The organism is Kitasatospora humi (assembly GCF_020907985.1).
Taxonomy (GTDB): domain Bacteria; phylum Actinomycetota; class Actinomycetes; order Streptomycetales; family Streptomycetaceae; genus Kitasatospora; species Kitasatospora humi.
The window spans coordinates 1-15,481 of sequence record NZ_JAJJPA010000013.1; the positions used below are offsets into that span (position 1 = coordinate 1).

Annotated in this window: 11 protein-coding genes and 2 pseudogenes; 2 read left to right on the forward strand and 11 right to left on the reverse strand. The window is 72.3% G+C overall.

What is annotated here, in order from left to right; all coding sequences use genetic code 11:
• The 3 genes from LN042_RS14865 to LN042_RS14875 form a co-directional block, all read right to left on the reverse strand.
• The coding region (locus LN042_RS14865; protein WP_230051679.1) for an alpha/beta fold hydrolase at positions 1-792 on the reverse strand (792 nt) is incomplete at its 3' end.
• 208 nt (positions 793-1,000) lie between these two features.
• Complete coding sequence (locus LN042_RS14870) at positions 1,001-1,483, reverse strand: DoxX family protein (protein ID WP_230051680.1); 483 nt, start codon at positions 1,481-1,483, stop codon at positions 1,001-1,003.
• A gap of 32 nt (positions 1,484-1,515) precedes the next feature.
• Complete coding sequence (locus LN042_RS14875; protein WP_230051681.1) at positions 1,516-2,178, reverse strand: hydrolase; 663 nt, start codon at positions 2,176-2,178, stop codon at positions 1,516-1,518.
• A 331-nt stretch (positions 2,179-2,509) separates the two neighbouring features.
• On the opposite strand from LN042_RS14875, the gene LN042_RS14880 reads away from it, so the two are divergent.
• The gene (locus tag LN042_RS14880) at positions 2,510-4,387 is read left to right on the forward strand and encodes an amidohydrolase (RefSeq protein ID WP_230051823.1); all 1,878 of its coding nucleotides are present in this window, start codon (positions 2,510-2,512) and stop codon (positions 4,385-4,387) included.
• Positions 4,388-4,415: 28 nt separating this feature from the next.
• Positions 4,416-5,129, forward strand: a complete 714-nt coding sequence (locus LN042_RS14885; RefSeq protein ID WP_372495740.1) for a YoaK family protein — start codon at positions 4,416-4,418, stop codon at positions 5,127-5,129.
• A 53-nt stretch (positions 5,130-5,182) separates the two neighbouring features.
• Here the strand turns inward: LN042_RS14885 and LN042_RS14890 are convergent.
• The 8 genes and pseudogenes from LN042_RS14890 to LN042_RS14920 all read right to left on the reverse strand — a co-directional run.
• Positions 5,183-5,563: pseudogene (locus tag LN042_RS14890) on the reverse strand (formate dehydrogenase); the annotation flags it as partial.
• Positions 5,564-5,565: 2 nt separating this feature from the next.
• Positions 5,566-6,108 (reverse strand): hypothetical protein, encoded by a 543-nt coding sequence (locus LN042_RS14895; protein ID WP_230051682.1) that lies wholly within the window; start codon positions 6,106-6,108, stop codon positions 5,566-5,568.
• Positions 6,109-6,284: 176 nt separating this feature from the next.
• Complete coding sequence (locus tag LN042_RS14900) at positions 6,285-9,437, reverse strand: FAD-binding and (Fe-S)-binding domain-containing protein (RefSeq protein WP_230051683.1); 3,153 nt, start codon at positions 9,435-9,437, stop codon at positions 6,285-6,287.
• Positions 9,438-9,465: 28 nt separating this feature from the next.
• The gene (locus LN042_RS14905; RefSeq protein ID WP_230051684.1) at positions 9,466-10,614 is read right to left on the reverse strand and encodes an enolase C-terminal domain-like protein; all 1,149 of its coding nucleotides are present in this window, start codon (positions 10,612-10,614) and stop codon (positions 9,466-9,468) included.
• The gene (locus tag LN042_RS14910) at positions 10,611-10,766 is read right to left on the reverse strand and encodes a hypothetical protein (RefSeq protein WP_230051685.1); all 156 of its coding nucleotides are present in this window, start codon (positions 10,764-10,766) and stop codon (positions 10,611-10,613) included. The genes LN042_RS14905 and LN042_RS14910 overlap by 4 nt, the downstream gene beginning before the upstream one ends.
• A 692-nt stretch (positions 10,767-11,458) precedes the next feature.
• Positions 11,459-12,244 (reverse strand): annotated as a pseudogene (locus LN042_RS38010) (sigma-70 family RNA polymerase sigma factor); the annotation flags it as partial.
• A 184-nt stretch (positions 12,245-12,428) separates the two neighbouring features.
• On the reverse strand, positions 12,429-14,234 hold the full coding sequence (locus LN042_RS14915) for a thiamine pyrophosphate-requiring protein (protein WP_230051686.1): 1,806 nt from the start codon (positions 14,232-14,234) through the stop codon (positions 12,429-12,431).
• A gap of 241 nt (positions 14,235-14,475) precedes the next feature.
• Entirely contained in the window at positions 14,476-15,465 is a 990-nt protein-coding gene (locus LN042_RS14920; protein WP_230051687.1) for a DMT family transporter, read from the reverse strand.
• Between the last annotated feature and the right edge of the window lie 16 nt (positions 15,466-15,481).

A 15,481-nucleotide genomic window follows, 5' to 3' on the forward strand; every position in this document is an offset into this window, starting at 1 on the left:
GTGGGTCCACAGCAGGCCGTGCGGGGCGCCCTCGATCTCCACGTACTCGGCGGAGGGCAGCGCCCGGTGGAACGGCCGGCCGGTGTTGTCGACGGGCAGGATGCGGTCGCCCGTGCCGTGCAGGATCAGCGCCGGCACGTCGATGCGCATGATGTCCTCCCGGAAGTCGGTGTACCAGCTGGACGGCGCGGCCGAGGCGGCGTAGGCGCCTCCGCCGGCCGCCACGTTCCAGCTGTTGCGGACGGCCTCCTCGCTGATCCTGGTCCCCAGGTTCTCGTCGAGGTTGTAGAAGTCCTGGAAGAAGTCGCGGTAGTAGGCGAAGCGGTCGGCCTTCACCGCCGCGATGATGCCGTCGAAGAACTCCTTCGGGGCGACGCCGTCCGGGTTGTCGTCGGTCTTGAGCAGGCAGGGCTCCAGGGAGGCCAGGAAGGCGACCTTGGCGACCCGGGCGGAGCCGTGGGCCGACACGTACCGGGCGACCTCGCCGGTGCCCATGGAGAAGCCCACCAGCACGGCGTCCTGGACGTCCAGGGTCTCCAGCACGGTGTTGAGGTCGGCGGCGAAGGTGTCGTAGTCGTAGCCGGTGGTCGGCTGCGAGGACTGGCCGAAGCCGCGGCGGTCGTAGGTGATCACCCGGTAGCCGGCATCGAGCAGCGCGGCGCTCTGCCGCTCCCAGGAGTGCCCGTCCAGCGGGAACCCGTGGATGAGGACGACCGGCTGCCCGGAGCCGTGGTCCTCGTAGTAGAGGTCGATCGAGGTGGAGTTCTCCTGGCCGACGGTGATGAAGGGCATGGTTCTTCGCTTTCTTGAGAGTTGTGTGAGGCGCACGCCGGGGTCGGCCACTCGCGGCGGGTTGCCGCCGAGAGCACCGGGTGCCGTAGGGAGTGCCGACGGTCGGCGTGGTCCCGTGAACTCGGCGTGCGTCGAGGGGCGTGGCGAACGGTGGCTCGGGCCCCGGCCGGGAGGTGCCGGGGTCCGAGCCCGTCAGAGGTGCACCGGGTCAGGTCCGGTGCAGGGCGAGCCGCGTGGCCAGGCCGCCGCCGGCGCCCATGGCCACGGCCACCGGCAGCCACCACAGCGGCCAGTGCGCCATGCCGAGGGCGCCGTCGACCGACCACTGACCGGGGCCGGTGGCGGCCAGCACCGCACCGATGACGATCAGGACGAGCGGGTACTCGTACCCGTCGTGCTGCACCCACAGTCCGTGCGGCCACTTGACGGTGAGGGCGACGGTCATCACGCCCATCGTCCCGGCGGCGGCCAGCGGAGTGAGCAGGCCGAGCGCCAGCATCAGGCCGGCGCCGATCTGGGTGCCGCCCGCGGCGAGCGCGGTGAGCTTGCCGCCGCGGAAACCGTCGCCGCGGAACTCCGCGGTGCCGCCGGCCAGTCCGCTGCCGCCGAGGCGGAAGCTGACCTTCTGGACGCCGTGGCCGGCGATCAGCAGGCCGGCGACCACCCGCAGCAGGAGTAGACCCGTGTTCATGTTGGACTCCGGTCGGGTTCGGGTCCGGCGGGTCAGCCGGCTGCGTGCGGGTCGATCATGGACTGGGCGTAGACGATGCCCATGCCGTAGGCGCCGCCGTGCTCCTTGACCAGGTCGGTCACCGGCACGTAGGTCTCGGTGCGGGCCCAGTCGCGCTGGAGCTCCAGCAGCACCTGCACCCAGGTGACCGGCACGGCGCCGGCGGCGGTCATCCGCTGCAGGGCGTGCTCATGGGCCCGCGGGCTGACGCCGCCGGAGGCGTCGGCGACCACGTACACCTCGTAGCCCTGCTGGAGGGCGGAGAGGGCCGGCAGGACCAGGCAGACCTCGGTCCACAGGCCCGACAGGATGATCTTGCTGCGGCCGGTGGCCTTGACCGCCTCGACCAGCGGCTCGTCCTCCCAGGCGTTCATGCTGGTCCGGTCGATGACCTCGTGGTCGGGGAAGACCGCCTTCAGCTGCGGCAGGATCGGACCGGAGAAGGACTCCGCCGCCACGGTGGAGAGCACCACCGGCACGTCGAAGATCTTCGCGGCCTTCGCCAGGCCGACGGTCGAGTTGATGATGGAGGTGCGGTCGCCGCTGCCGGTGCCGAAGAACATCTGCGGCTGGTGGTCGACGAACAGCATCATCGCGTTGTCGGGCGTGAGCAGGTCGGGGCTGGGGGCGGCCTGGACGTTGGCGAAGTCGACCATGGTTCTCCTCTTTCCTGAGGGGGTCGGTGAGTTGGCGGAAGTCAGGCGCTCATCCGGGTCATCGGGGCGCCACGCTGGACGACGCTAGTGCGCACCCGTCCGGTGAAGCTGCTCGCAGCGTGCCCGGGACTGTTCCGACACTGCACGGCCGGCGCACCCGGACCCGGCCGCAACGGCCGTGCACTGCCAGGCAACTGGTGATGCACTGCGGCGGCATTCGGCATCCGTCCCGCGCCTAGCCTTGCCGAGCAGCCCCACTGGCCGACGCACCCCCCGCGCGCACGCCGACCCCTCCGCATCCATCGCCCGAAAGGGAACTCCCTTGCCCACCATGCCCGTTGCCGGCATCCGCCCCGGCGCCCCCGACCAGCCCGCCGACCTGGTCATCCGCAACGCCAAGGTGCACACCAACGACCCGCGCCGCCCCCGGGCGAGCGCCCTGGCCATCCGGGACGGACTGATCAGCGCGGTCGGCGACGACGCGGACATCGTCCCGCTCGTCGGCCCCGCCACCCGGGTCGTCGACGCGCTCGGCCGCCGTGCCGTCCCCGGACTCAACGACGCCCACCTGCACGTCATCCGCGGCGGCCTCAACTACGTGCTGGAGCTGCGCTGGGACGGCGTCCCGACGCTGCGCCAGGCCCTCGCCATGCTCCGCGTCCAGGCCGAGGCCACCCCGCCCGGCCAGTGGGTACGCGTGGTCGGCGGCTGGTCCGCCGACCAGTTCGCCGAGCGCCGGCTGCCCACCCTGGACGAACTCAACGCCGCCGCACCCGACACCCCCGTCTTCGTGCTGCACCTCTACCAGTCGGCGCTGCTCAACCGGGCGGCCCTGCGCGCGGCCGGCTTCACCCGCGACATCCCGGACCCGGTCGGCGGCCAGATCGTCCGCGGCCACGACGGCGAACCGACCGGCCTGCTGATCGCCGCCCCGGGCGCGCTGCTGCTCTACTCCACCCTGGCCAAGGCCCCCATCCTGGACGAGGCCGACCGGGCCGGCTCCACCCGGCACTTCCTGCGCGAGCTCAACCGTTTCGGCCTCACCTCCGCGATCGACGCCGCCGGCGGCTTCCAGAGCTTCCCGGAGAACTACGGCACCGTCATGGAACTCGCCCGCCAGGGCCAGTTGACGCTGCGGATCGCTTACCACCTCTTCCCGCAGACCGCCGGACAGGAACTGGACGACCTCACCCGCTGGGTCAACACCGTGCGCCCCGGCGACGGCGACGCCTGGCTGCGCCTCAACGGGGCGGGCGAGAACCTCACCTGGGCGGCGGCCGACTTCGAGAACTTCACCGAACCGCGACCGCAACTGGGCCCGTATGAGAGCGAGTTCGAGAAGGCCGTCCGGCTGCTGATGGAGCACGGCTGGGGATTCAGGCTGCACGCCAGCTATGACGAGACCATCCGCCGCGACCTCGCCGTCTTCGAGAAGCTCGCCGCCGAAGGCCTCTTCCCGCACGGCAACCGCTGGCTCTTCGACCACGCGGAGACGGTGAGCCCGGACAGCCTGGACCGGATCGCGGCCCTGGGCGGCGCCGTCTCCGTGCAGAACCGACTCTCCTTCCAGGGCGAGGCGTTCCTCGCCCGCTACGGCGCACCGGCCGCCGCCGAGGCACCGCCGCTGCGCGCCATGCTGGACCGCGGCCTGACCGTCGCCGGCGGCACCGACGCCACCCGGGTCTCCTCCTACAACCCGTGGGTGGCCCTGCACTGGCTGGTCTCCGGCCGCGCGGTCAGCGGGCGGCGGCTGGCAGCCGAGCACAACCGGCTCAGCCGTGAGCAGGCCCTGGAGCTCTACACCCTGGGCGGCGCCCGCCTCACCGGCGAGGACGACGTCAAGGGACGGCTTTCCGTGGGCAGTTACGCCGACCTCGCGGTGCTCAGTGCCGACTACTTCAGCGTGCCCGAAGCGGACATCCCACACATCGAGTCCGTGCTCACCGTGGTCGGCGGACGGATCGTCCACGGCGCCCAGGAGCACCAGGGGCTGGCGCCCGACCTGCCCGCGGTGACGCCCTCCTGGAGCCCGGTCACCCGGTTCGGCGGCTACCAGGCCACCCCCGCGCCCAGCCTGGCCGGCGTGCGGCAGGCCGAGCGGGTGGCGGAGGCGGTGGCGGCCTCCCACGAGCAGCGCGCCTGGCGCGAAGCCCGCGGCCTCGCCCTCCCCGGTCAGGGCGACGCCACCCTGGACCCGTGCTTCTTCTGATGCCCCGTCAACTCACCTGGAAGCAGAAGTGACCACACCCGCCCCAGAGCCCGACGCCGCCGTCCGACCGCGACCGCCGCTTCCCGGCGCCCAGGTCCACGACCGCCACCCACTGGCACTGGCCCTGTTCTCCCTCACCGCGGTCAGCGGCCTGATCGACGCCGTGAGCTACCTCGGCCTCGGCCACGTCTTCACGGCCAACATGACCGGCAACGTCGTCGTCATCGCCTTCGCCCTGGCCGGAGCGCCCGGATTCTCCGTCACGGGCTCGCTGACCTCGCTTGCCGCGTTCCTCGCCGGCGCCGCCCTGGCCGGCCGCCTCGCGGCACGCCACGCCGACACGCGGCGCGACCGCCGGCTGCGCACGGCCCTGCTCCTGGAGATCGCACTGCTCGGGGTGGCCGCCGCCGTCGCCTTCGCCTGGGACGCCAACGGATCCGTGCGCCATGCCCTGATCGCCGTGGTCGCCGTGGCGATGGGCATCCGCAACGGCACCGTGCGCGGCCTCGGGGTGCCGGACCTCACCACCACCGTGCTCACCCTCACCCTGACCGGACTGGCCGCCGACTCCCGCCTGGCCGGCGGCACCGCACCGCGTCAGCGGCGCAGGATCCTCGCCGTCGCCACCATGCTGGCCGGCGCACTGCCCGGCGCGGTCCTGGTGCTGCACGGCCAGCTGGCCTGGGCCCTGGTCGCCGGCGCGGTACTGGCCGGCGCCACCCTGCTGCTCTACCGGGAGTGAGGAGACGCCCTCCCTCGCACACCCAGCCGCGGCCTGGTCGCCGCAGCCGTGACGTCCGCGACCAGGTCGAGCGCCGTGTCCAGGGCCATCGGCTCCCAGTCGGTGCCGTGCGGACGCCGGTACAGCACCTGGTAGCGACGGGCCGGACCGGTGGCCAGCTCCAGCGTGGCCGCGCCCTTGGGGCACAGCCGCCCCCGGCTGATCGGTGAGTCGGGGTCGCCCTCGATGTGGACGATCTCCTCGTCCTTGACGTAGATGTTCTGCGCGCACCCCACCCCGCAGTAGGGGCAGATCGACTTGACGACCTGGTCGGCCGTCACCGTGCGCGGTCGCAGTTCGGCCGAGGTCCTCGACTTGGCTGCCGCGCCGCGCCCGAACGGGTCGCCCTCACGGACCTGGCGCAGCAGCGGCCACTGCCGAAGGGGGTTGCCCATGGTCACTCGCCCTCCTGCTCGTCGTCGGCTCCGGCAGCCTCCGGCCGCCCCTCCCGCTCGGCAGGGCGGGAGCCGGGTGCCTCCCGCGCCCGGTCCTCGGCCTCGGAGAACCGGCGGCCGAGGCGTTCGCGCTCTGCGGGGTCCAGCTCCTGCTCCAGCCGCAGCAGCACGGTGTCCTCGAAGGCGACGTGTCTGCGCAGGGCCAGGGACAGGTCCTTGCCCCGCACCTGAGGGGGCGCGGCGCTGCGGGATGCCGCCGCCTGCCGCATCGCCGGATCGGCGCCGGCCCGCTCCCGCAGCCACTGCGCCACCGCCGGCTGGCGGGTCGGCACCTCGGTCGGGGGATTCGCCAGGTGCTGGCTGCTGGACGGGAGCAGGCCGACCCGGCCCTGCGATTCCTCCGGCGGGAGCACGTCGCTGCCGTCGGCCGGCAACCCGGTGACGATCATGTACACCTGTCCGGCCGGAATCCCCACCTCACGGCCGATCGCTTCGTAGCTCAGGCCGGAAGCCACCATCGCCCGCAGGACCTCACGACGCGGCATCGACTGCTCCTCATGGCTCTGCCGCGAGCCGGTCGGTTCGGGCACTGCCACCGGGTACCCGGGAGCGCGAGCGACCAACCGCGCCCGCCTGGTGAGTCACCTGTGCGGCCCCGGCGACACCGGCCCGGCGCACCGCCGCCCCGCCGGCTCGCTCGCCGACCGGCGGGGCGGCGGTTTCAGCGGCGCGCGATCCGCAGGCCGGCCACGGCTGCCGCCGCCCCGATCGCGGCGGCGGCCGAGATCCGGACCACCCGGGTGCGGACGGGAGGTCGCGGTGCGGAGTCGGCGGCGCGTTCCGGGAGCCGGCGCACCGCGTGACTGCCCTTGTCCCGGGCGAGCTTCATCACCTCGGCGACGTGCAGGGCGTGCCGTCCGGTGCCGGCGTCCTCGATCTGGGTCTTGCACGAGAAGCCGTCGGCCACCACCAGGCAGTCGGCGGCGGCGTCCCGGACGGCGGGCAGCAGGGCCTGCTCCCCGCATTCCATGGAGATCTCGTACTTGCCGGACTCGAAGCCCCAGGAGCCGGCGAGACCGCAGCAGCCGCCCTGCAAGTTCTTGACCTCGAGGCCCATCTTCTCCAGGAGTTCCTGCTCCGGGGCCATGCCGCCGGTGGCGCGGTGGTGGCAGTGGCCCCACAGCAGGGCCGTTCCCTCGAGCTTCGGCGGTTCGATGCCGAAGTGCTGGAAGAACTCCGCGAAGTGGTAGGCGTTCTTGGTGAGCCGTTTGGCGTCGTCGTCGTGCGGGAGTAGTTTGGGCAGCTCGTCCTTGAAGACCGCCAGGCAGCTCGGCTCCATGCCGACGACGGGCGTGTCGGCCCGCAGGTGCGGGCGCAGCACGTCAAGGACGCGGTGGAGGTAGCGCTCGGCCGCGTCGAGGAAGCCGTAGTCGTACAGCGGACGGCCGCAGCACAGGTGCTGCTCGGGCATGACGACCTGCCAGCCCGCGGCCTCGATCGCCTCCACGCAGGCCACGCCGACCTCGGTGTGGAAGTGGTTGTTGAACGTGTCCGGGAACAGCACGACCGGGCGGCCGCCGGGGTTGGCGGTGCCGCCCCGGTGGGCGAACCACGCCTGGAGGGTCATGGGTGCGAAGCGCGGCAGCGGGCGGTGCCGGTCGATGCCCGCCACCAGCTTCGCCAGGCGGGCCGGGCCCGGGGTGCGGGTGACCAGGTTGACGACTTCGGGCATGCGGGAGGCGATCCTGGCCAGCTGGTCGATGAAGCCGAAGGCGTAGGCGTGGCGGGGACGCCGGCGCTTCGGTGATTTGAAGTGGTGGTGCAGGAACTCGGCCTTGTACGTCGGCATGTCGACGTTGACGGGGCAGTCGTTGGTGCAGCCCTTGCAGGCCAGGCACAGGTCGAGGGCCTCGTACACCTCCTTGGACTGCCAGCCGTCGGTGATGACCTCGCCCCTGAGCATCTCGTACAGCAGGCGGGCCCGGCCGCGGGTGGAGTGCTTCTCCTCGCGGGTGACCTGGTAGCTGGGACACATCGTCGTCTCGGCCCGCGGGACCCGGCACTTGCCGACACCGACGCAGCGCACGGTCGCGTGGGCGAAGTCCCCGCCGTCCTCCTCGTAGGCGAACTTCACCGGTGGGCGCGGGGGGTTGTAGTCGGTGCCGAGCTTGAGGTTCTCGTCGAGGCGGTAGGGGTCCACCACCTTGCCGGGGTTCATCTTCCACTGCGGGTCCCAGATCGACTTGAACTCCCTCATGGCCTGGACCAGTTCGGGCCCGTACTGCTTCTCCAGCAGTTCCGCGCGCTGCTGCCCGTCGCCGTGCTCGCCGGAGACCGACCCGCCCATGGAAACGCACAGGTCGGCGGCCTCCTCCAGGAACGCCCGGTAGGTGGCGATGCCCTCCGCGGTGCGCAGGTCGAAGCTGAGGCGGCAGTGGATGCAGCCCTGACCGAAGTGGCCGTACATGGCGCCGGTGATGCCGTGCCTCTCCATGACCTTGCGCAACTCGCGGACGTACTCGCCGATCCGGTTCGGCGGGACGGCGGAGTCCTCCCAGCCGGGCCAGTGGTCCTTGCCGTCGGGTGGGAACGCGGTCGAGCCGAGGCCGCTCTCCCGGATCGCCCAGAGGTCCTCGCTGGTCCCGCCCTCCTGCTTGCTCCTGGCGGTGCGGATGCGGTCCCGCTCGTACCCCTTGTCGTCGGTGAGCCATCGGATGAAGCGCTCGGCCTGTCCGGTGGACTCCTCGGCGGTGTCCGCGCCGAACTGCACCAGCAGCCAGGCTCCGCCGCCCAGGCGCGGCAGCTCCTTGAGGTCCGCCACGTTCATGTGCTGCAGTTGCTGGTCGCGGATGAGTTCGGCGTCGAGCCCTTCCAGGCCGATCGGCTTGAACCGCTCGATGATCTCCATGCAGTGTTCGGCGGCGTCGGCCAGGTCGTCGTACTCCACGACGACGAGGGTGCGCTGCAGCAGGGCGGGGGTGAGCATGAGGACGGCCCGCAGGGCGGTGGCGCAGGTGCTCTCGGTGCCGACCAGGGCGCGGGCGACGTTGAATCCGCGTTCGGGCAGGAGTTCGTCCAGGTTGTAGCCCGAGACCCGGCGGGGCACCTCCTCCACCGAGCGGAAACGGGCGCGGATGGCGTCGGCGTACCTGTCGCGCAGGTCCCGCAGCGCCGCGTAGACCTCGCCCTTGCGGCCCCCCTCGGCGATGATGTCGTCCAGCTGCCCCTCCTCGTCGACGCCCACCCAGAAGCGCTCGCCGTCGTAGGTGACGATCTCCAGGGCGTGGGTGTTGTCGCTGGTGCGCGGACCGGGCCCGTACAGCTGCGACTGCACCGAGTGGATGCCGCACGAGTTGTTGCCGATGTTCCCGCCGATGACGCACCGGGAGTGGGAGGACGGATCGGGGCCGAACACCAGGTCGTACTGGCCGGTGTGCCGGTTCAACTCCTCGTTGATGACGCCGGGTTCACAGGTGACCAGGCGGCGCTCCGGGTCGATCTCGCCGATGCCGGTGAGGTACTTGGAGTGGTCGATGACCACGGCCTCGTTGACGGTCTCACCGGACAGGCTCGTCCCGCCGCCCCGGTTGAGGATCGGGGCGCCGAACTCGTGGCAGACCCGGTGCGTGGTGACCACGTCGTCGAGGGTGCGCGGGACCACCACGCCGATCGGTACCTGGCGGAAGTTGGACGCGTCCTGGGCGTACAGCCCCAGCGAGGCGGTGTCGAAGCGCACCTCGCCGTCGACGGCCTCGCGCAGCGCCCGTTCCAGCTCGCCGACGTCGAGCGTCTGGCGGGCTCGGGGAGCGCCGGCGATCTGCGGGTGCGTCTTGGCCGGGATCTCGCGTGTCGTTCGGCGGGTCGGCTTCGCCATGGGTCTGCTTTCTCCTTCGCGGGCCTGGTCAGGTGGCTCGGGTGCCATAGGTGCGGTACCGCTCGGCGTCCGACCACTTGACGTCCAGACCGAGGCCGGGCCGGCCGGGGTCGGGGCGCAGGGCTCCGCGCTCGGGTGAGGGGGCGCCGTCGAACAGCAGGCGCTCCAACCGCACGTGGTCGTGGAAGTACTCCAGGTGCCGCAACCGGCGCACCGCGCAGAAGGCGTGGGCCGAGACGGCCGGCGCGCAGTGCGCCGACAGGTCCAGGTGGTGGGCCGCGGACAGCCCGGCCGCCTCGAGGACGCCGGTGATGCCGCCGCAGCGGGTCACGTCGGCCTGCAGGCAGTCCACGGCAGGGCCCTCGACGAGGCCGACGAAGTCGCGCGTGGTGTAGGCGTACTCGCCCGCCGCGATCTCCAGCCGCTCCGGGCCCCGCTGCCGCAGCATCCGCAGGCCGTCCAAGTCCGCTGAGCTGACGGGCTCCTCGAACCACCGCACGTCCCACTCGTCGTGGAAGCGGCGGGCCCAGTACAGCGCCTGCTTGCGGCCGAGCGCCCCGTTGGCGTCGGTGAAGACCTCCGTGCCGTCGCCGACGGCCTTGCGGACGGCCGTCAGGCGCTGCGGATCGCGTTCCGGGTCGCGGGACGTCTTGAGCTTGACCCGCGGGATCCCCTGCTCCACCCAGCCGGTGAGCTGCTCGGTCAGACGGCTGAGGGGGTAGTTGGTGAAGCCGCCGCTGCCGTACACCGGTACCCGGTCGTGCCAGGCCGGCAGGAGACGGATCAGCGGTAGCTCCAGCAGCCGTGCCTTCAGGTCCCACAGCGCCACGTCGACCGCGGAGACCGCCATCGCGCCGACACCGGGGCGGCCGGCGTTGCGGATCTGGCGTTCCATCAGGTGCCACAGCGCCGGTGGCGAGGTGACGTCGCGTCCCTGGAGCAGCGGGGCGAGCTTGGACTCGATGAACGAGGCGACCGACACGTCCCCGTAGGTGTAGCCGAGCCCGGTGCGGCCGCCGGCGTGCACCCGGACCAGCACCATGGTCGTGGAGTCCCACTCCAGGGTGCCGTCCTCCTCCTTGCCGTCCGGGCCGTCCGTCGGCACCTCGAAGGCGTGCACGTCGATCGAGCCGATCCGGCAGCTGCTCAGGTCCATGCCGCTCCCGTCGCCGCTCATGAGTGCCGTCCCGGTGGCTGCTCGGCCACCCCGGTGGGTCTGCGGGGCGCCTTCGGCGCGATGCCCGCCCGCTCCTGATCGCGCCCGGCGCACTGCTCGCCGGGCCGCGCCGGCATGGTGTGCGGCGGGATCGCCGCGCTGTCGTGGACCACCTTGAACTCCAGGGCTCATTGGTACGTCCGAGGCGTGCGCGGTGTCCCGCGCCTCCTGACGCTCTTCGGCTTGTCGCAGGAGATGCCGCCGTCCGGACCGGGCCGCTCGGCCCGCTTCGCTGAGGACGTGTCGCACGTGTGCTGGGAGCCGCGGGACTTCGGGCAGCCGGCCGCGGCGTGTCGGCCCCGGGCAGGCGGTTAGGGTCCTGGTCGTCGAAGGCGCGGACCGAGGACGCGGGACCGGACAAGCGGCCCGGGTACCGCTTGACGGTGACGGGTCGGCAGGGGTGGGGGAAGTGCCCAGGAGGCCATTGATCACATCGCCGGGACGGGTGCGGCCGCCGGCCGCCGGCGTCATGGTTCGATGCGCGGCCGTGCCGGCGCCCCGGGGTGACCCGCGGTCGCATCCGGCTTGGGAACGTTGGTTGCGCCCCCTGGCCTTGCCGTCGGCCGGGCACGCCACGGGCGTCGGCCGACGGCGAGGCGGCCGCGCCGATCGTGCCACCGGGCCGGGGCCGCAGCCGCGCCGGCGGCACGCGGGGCGTGCCGGCGGTGGCACGCTCATCGGCCTCGGGCCCGTTCCTGACCGCACCGTCGCCCGCGGGCTCCCGTTCGGCACGGGCCGGCGCGGGCTGCGAGCCGGCAGGACGTCCCGCGGTGCCGGACCCGTCCAGGTGGCCCAGCGTCTCGCGCAGCTGCGCAAGGCAGCGGGTGAGCAGCCGGGACACCTGCATCTGCGAGATCCCCACGGCCGCCGCGATCTGCTGCTGGGTCTGGTCGTGGAAGAAGCGGAGGACGAGAATGCGGCGCTCACGCTCCGGGAACCGCCGCATCGCCTGGAAGAGCTCCACGCGGTCGGCGACGGCCTCGATCCCGGGATCCCGGTCGATCACGCTCGCGTGCGCCGTCAGGAGCGGCTTCGCTCCTTCCGCGCAAGCGTCGAGGGACCGGGGCCGTACGGCACCCTGGGAACGGATCGCCTCCGCCACCGCGGACTCGGACAGCCCGCAGGCCCGCGCGATCTCCGCCGGCGTGGGCGGGCGCCCCCCGTAGACCTGTTCGAGTTCCTGCTGCACCCGGCGCACCTGCTGCCTGGCCTCCTGCACGGGACGTGGCAACCGCACGGCGGTCGTCCGGTCCCGCAGGTGCCGCTTCAGCTCCCCGGTGATCGTCGGGACCGCATAGGACAGGAAGGCGTGGCCACGGTCGGGGTCGTAGCCGTCGACAGCCTTGACCAGACACAGACAGGCCACCTGAACCAGGTCATCCTGCTCCACCCCGCCGACGTTGCGGTACTTGCCGGCGATCCGGCGTGCCAGGGGGACCAGCCTGCGGATCGCCTCCTCACGAGCGTCCGCCCGCTCATGAGCCGTCGGCTGCCGGCGGATGCGGCCCACGAGCTCATCGATCTCCGGGGACGTCAGCGCGCCGTCGGCTGCCGACTTCGACGGCGGACGAAGGATGTCGGTAGGGGGCATCGGAGCCTCTGCGGTGGACTGGGTTCCCGGGGCATTGCCACGTGTCCCCCGGGTCCGTCGGACCTATGCAAGAAGCACCGGTCAGCCGCAAATCTCCAACCGGTCGGCGCACCGGGACGGCTCGTCCGGGTACGCGATCCGGGGATCCGGGGGCCGAGGCCCACCGCTCTGGGTCCGGTGGCGCTCACTTCTCCCCCCGACCCGGGAGGTGTTCGGCGTACTCGCTGAGCTTCTGCCGCACGCCCTTGGCGGCGATGCCGAACTTCTCCGGGTCGTGCAGCCCCGCCTTGACGGCCTTCTTGGCCTGCGCCTTGGTGATGTGCGGCGGGATCGGCGCGATCTCGTTGTCGACCTTGAACTCCAGCACCACCGGCTTGTCGGACGCCAGCGCCTCGTCCCAGGCCGCCCCGACCCTCTGCGGGTCGTCGCAGACGATGCCGGTCAGGCCGAGCAGCCGGGCGTAGGCCGCGTACGGCACGTCGGGAATGTGCTGCGAGCCCGGGTACTTCGGGTCCCCGGCCATGGCGCGCTGCTCCCAGGTGACCTGGTTGAGGTCCTGGTTGTTGAACACGCAGAAGATGAACGGGGCTGCCGGGTTGGCCAGGCGGCCCAGGTACCGGTTGACCGTGATCATCTCGTTCATGCCGTTCATCTGGAACGCGCCGTCACCGATGAAGGCGATCACCGGCCGGTCGGGGTAGGCGAAGCGGGCCGCGATGGCGTACGGCGTACCCGGGCCCATCGTGGCCAGCGTCCCGGACAGCGACGCCCGCATCCCGTGGCGAAGCTTGAGGTGGCGGGCCCACCAGTTGGTGCCCGAGCCCGAATCGGCCGTGAGGATGCAGCCGTCCGGCAGCCGGGGTGACAGCTCGGACGCGACCGCCTGCGGATTGATCTTGCCCTGGAAGTGCTGGCCCGCCCACCGCTCGCACAGGTCGTTCCACTCCCGGACGTCCTTCTCGATCTGCTCGCGCCAGCTGCGGTCCTCCTTGCGCCGCAGGAGGGGGATCAGCGCCCGCAGGGTCTCCTTGGAGTCACCGACCAGATGGGCGTCCATCGGATAGCGGATGCCGATCATCCGCCCGTCGATGTCGATCTCGACGCCCTTCGCCTGGCCCTCGTCGGGCAGCCACTCCGAATACGGGAAGCTGCTGCCGATCATGAACAGGGTGTCGCACTTCTGCATCATGTCGTCGCTCGCCTTGCTGCCGAGCAGGCCGATGGGGCCGGTGACGAACGGCAGGTCGTCCGGGAGGACCTCCCTGCCGAGCAGCGCCTTGGCGACACCCGCGCCCAGCAGCTCGGCAGCCTCGACGACCTCGTCCTGCGCCTCGGCAGCGCCCTGACCCACCAGCATCGCCACCTTGGAACCCTCGTTGAGGATGTCAGCGGCCTTGCGCAGTTCGTCGGGGTCGGGCAGTACCCGCGGCCGGCTCCAGCCGACGCTGGAGAACACCGACCCGTGCGCCTTCGGCGGTGACGGCTGGGCGTCCGCTTCCTGGATGTCGTTCGGAATGATGATCGTCGCGACACCGCGGGTGGTCAGGGCGGTCTTGAAAGCGCGGTCGATCACATGCCGGGCCTGACCCGGGTGGACGACCATCTGGCAGTACTCCGAGACGTCCCCGAAGAGCCGTTGCAGGTCGATCTCCTGCTGGTAGTGGGCGCCCAGGGAGAGCCGCTTCTGCTGGCCGACCACGGCGACCACCGGCTGGTGGTCCAGCTTCGCGTCGTACAGCCCGTTCAGCAGGTGCACCGCACCCGGCCCCGAGGTGGCCGTGCAGCAGCCCACCTCGCCGGTGAACTTGGCGTGCGCGCAGGCCATGAACGCGGCCATCTCCTCATGCCGCGTCTGGATGAACTCCGGCTTGCCCTGGGCGCGGTCGAAGGCGCCGAGCAGACCGTTGATGCCGTCTCCGGGATAGCCGTACACCCGCCCGACACCCCATTCGGTCAGGCGTTGCAGCACGTAGTCGGCGACTTGGGTCATGGGATTCTCCTGAACCGCGGGGGAGAGGGTCAGGCCACGGGGTTGCCTCGGTGGATCGGACGTAAACCCGACGCACCACCGCCCGGGTGACTCGGGCGCACCGCATCGGGGTGCAGGAACCTGCAGGAACCTGCAGGACCCTGGAGCCGTCCGAGGCCCTCGGCCGCAGCGGCGCACCAAGCGCGGCAGGGCTCTCGCGGTGGCGGGCGCCGAGTGGTTGAGCGCTCGGGGTCCGATCGGGTCACCTGCGGCGCGGGGCGGTGGTGCGGCCGGGACGGCTGCGGGTGTGAGCCGCTGTGCGCGCGTCCTGTGCGTCCTGTGCGTCCTGCGCGTCTTGGGCGTCCCGGGCGTCCCGCGCGTCTTGGGCGTCCCGGGCGTCCCAAGCGGCCGTGAAGGACTCGGAGCGGATCAGACCGACCACGCCGACCACCATCAGCGCGCCGCCTGCGACAGCGGGGACGGCGCCGAGCCGGAGCGACAGGTGCTCGGCGAACAGCACCCGCCCGAGTACCAGGCTCACCAGCGCGTCGACGAGGGTCAACGCCGGCTGCGAGGCACGCAGTGTCCCGGCCCGCAGGGTGACCTGGAGCAGGGCGAAACTGCTGCCGCCCGCGACCGCGAGCGCATAGACGGGCCAGTCCGCCCACAGGTGCGCGACGCCGGACGCGCCGGCCCGCCTGAGGGCCTCCTTGACCAGGGCCGCCGTCAGGGCGAAGCCGATGGCGGTCGCGCAGCCGAGCAGGACCGCCCGGGAGGCCCCTGGGGACTTCGGAGCAGCGCCCACGAGCGCGACGACCACGGCCGCCACCGCGGGGACCACCAGGGCCCAGCGGTCACGTGGCACGGCCGCGGCTCCGGGAGCCGGATCGGTCGCCGCAAGGAAGAGCGACAGGCCCACCGCCAGCGCGGTGAACGCGGCCCAGGTGCGGCAACCGGGCCCGCGTCGGAACACCAGGCGGCCGAACAGCAGGGCGAACAGCAGTTCCGAGGTGAGCAGCGGCTGGACGAGGGAGAGGCTGCCGAGCCCGAGGGCCGCGGCCTGGGCGACGGACGCCACGGCCAGCGCCGCGGACCCCGCCCACCACGCCCTGCTCCGCAGCAGCCGGGCCCACCGCCGCCCCGGGCCCGCTCCGGCCCCGGGCGCGCCGAGCGCGGCCAGCCGTTGCAGCACGGACACCGCGCCGTTGGCGGCCGCACAGACCAGGGCGCACAGGACCGACAGGGCACTCACTGTCGTGGGTCCTCCC

Coding starts and splice junctions, on each gene's coding strand:
- LN042_RS14905 (WP_230051684.1), bottom strand. CDS start 10,614: ATGAGCGGCGACGGGAGCGGCATGGACCTGAGCAGCTGCCGGATCGGC.
- LN042_RS14870 (WP_230051680.1), bottom strand. CDS start 1,483: ATGAACACGGGTCTACTCCTGCTGCGGGTGGTCGCCGGCCTGCTGATC.
- LN042_RS14900 (WP_230051683.1), bottom strand. CDS start 9,437: ATGGCGAAGCCGACCCGCCGAACGACACGCGAGATCCCGGCCAAGACG.
- LN042_RS14880 (WP_230051823.1), top strand. CDS start 2,510: ATGCCCGTTGCCGGCATCCGCCCCGGCGCCCCCGACCAGCCCGCCGAC.
- LN042_RS14875 (WP_230051681.1), bottom strand. CDS start 2,178: ATGGTCGACTTCGCCAACGTCCAGGCCGCCCCCAGCCCCGACCTGCTC.
- LN042_RS14895 (WP_230051682.1), bottom strand. CDS start 6,108: ATGCCGCGTCGTGAGGTCCTGCGGGCGATGGTGGCTTCCGGCCTGAGC.
- LN042_RS14915 (WP_230051686.1), bottom strand. CDS start 14,234: ATGACCCAAGTCGCCGACTACGTGCTGCAACGCCTGACCGAATGGGGT.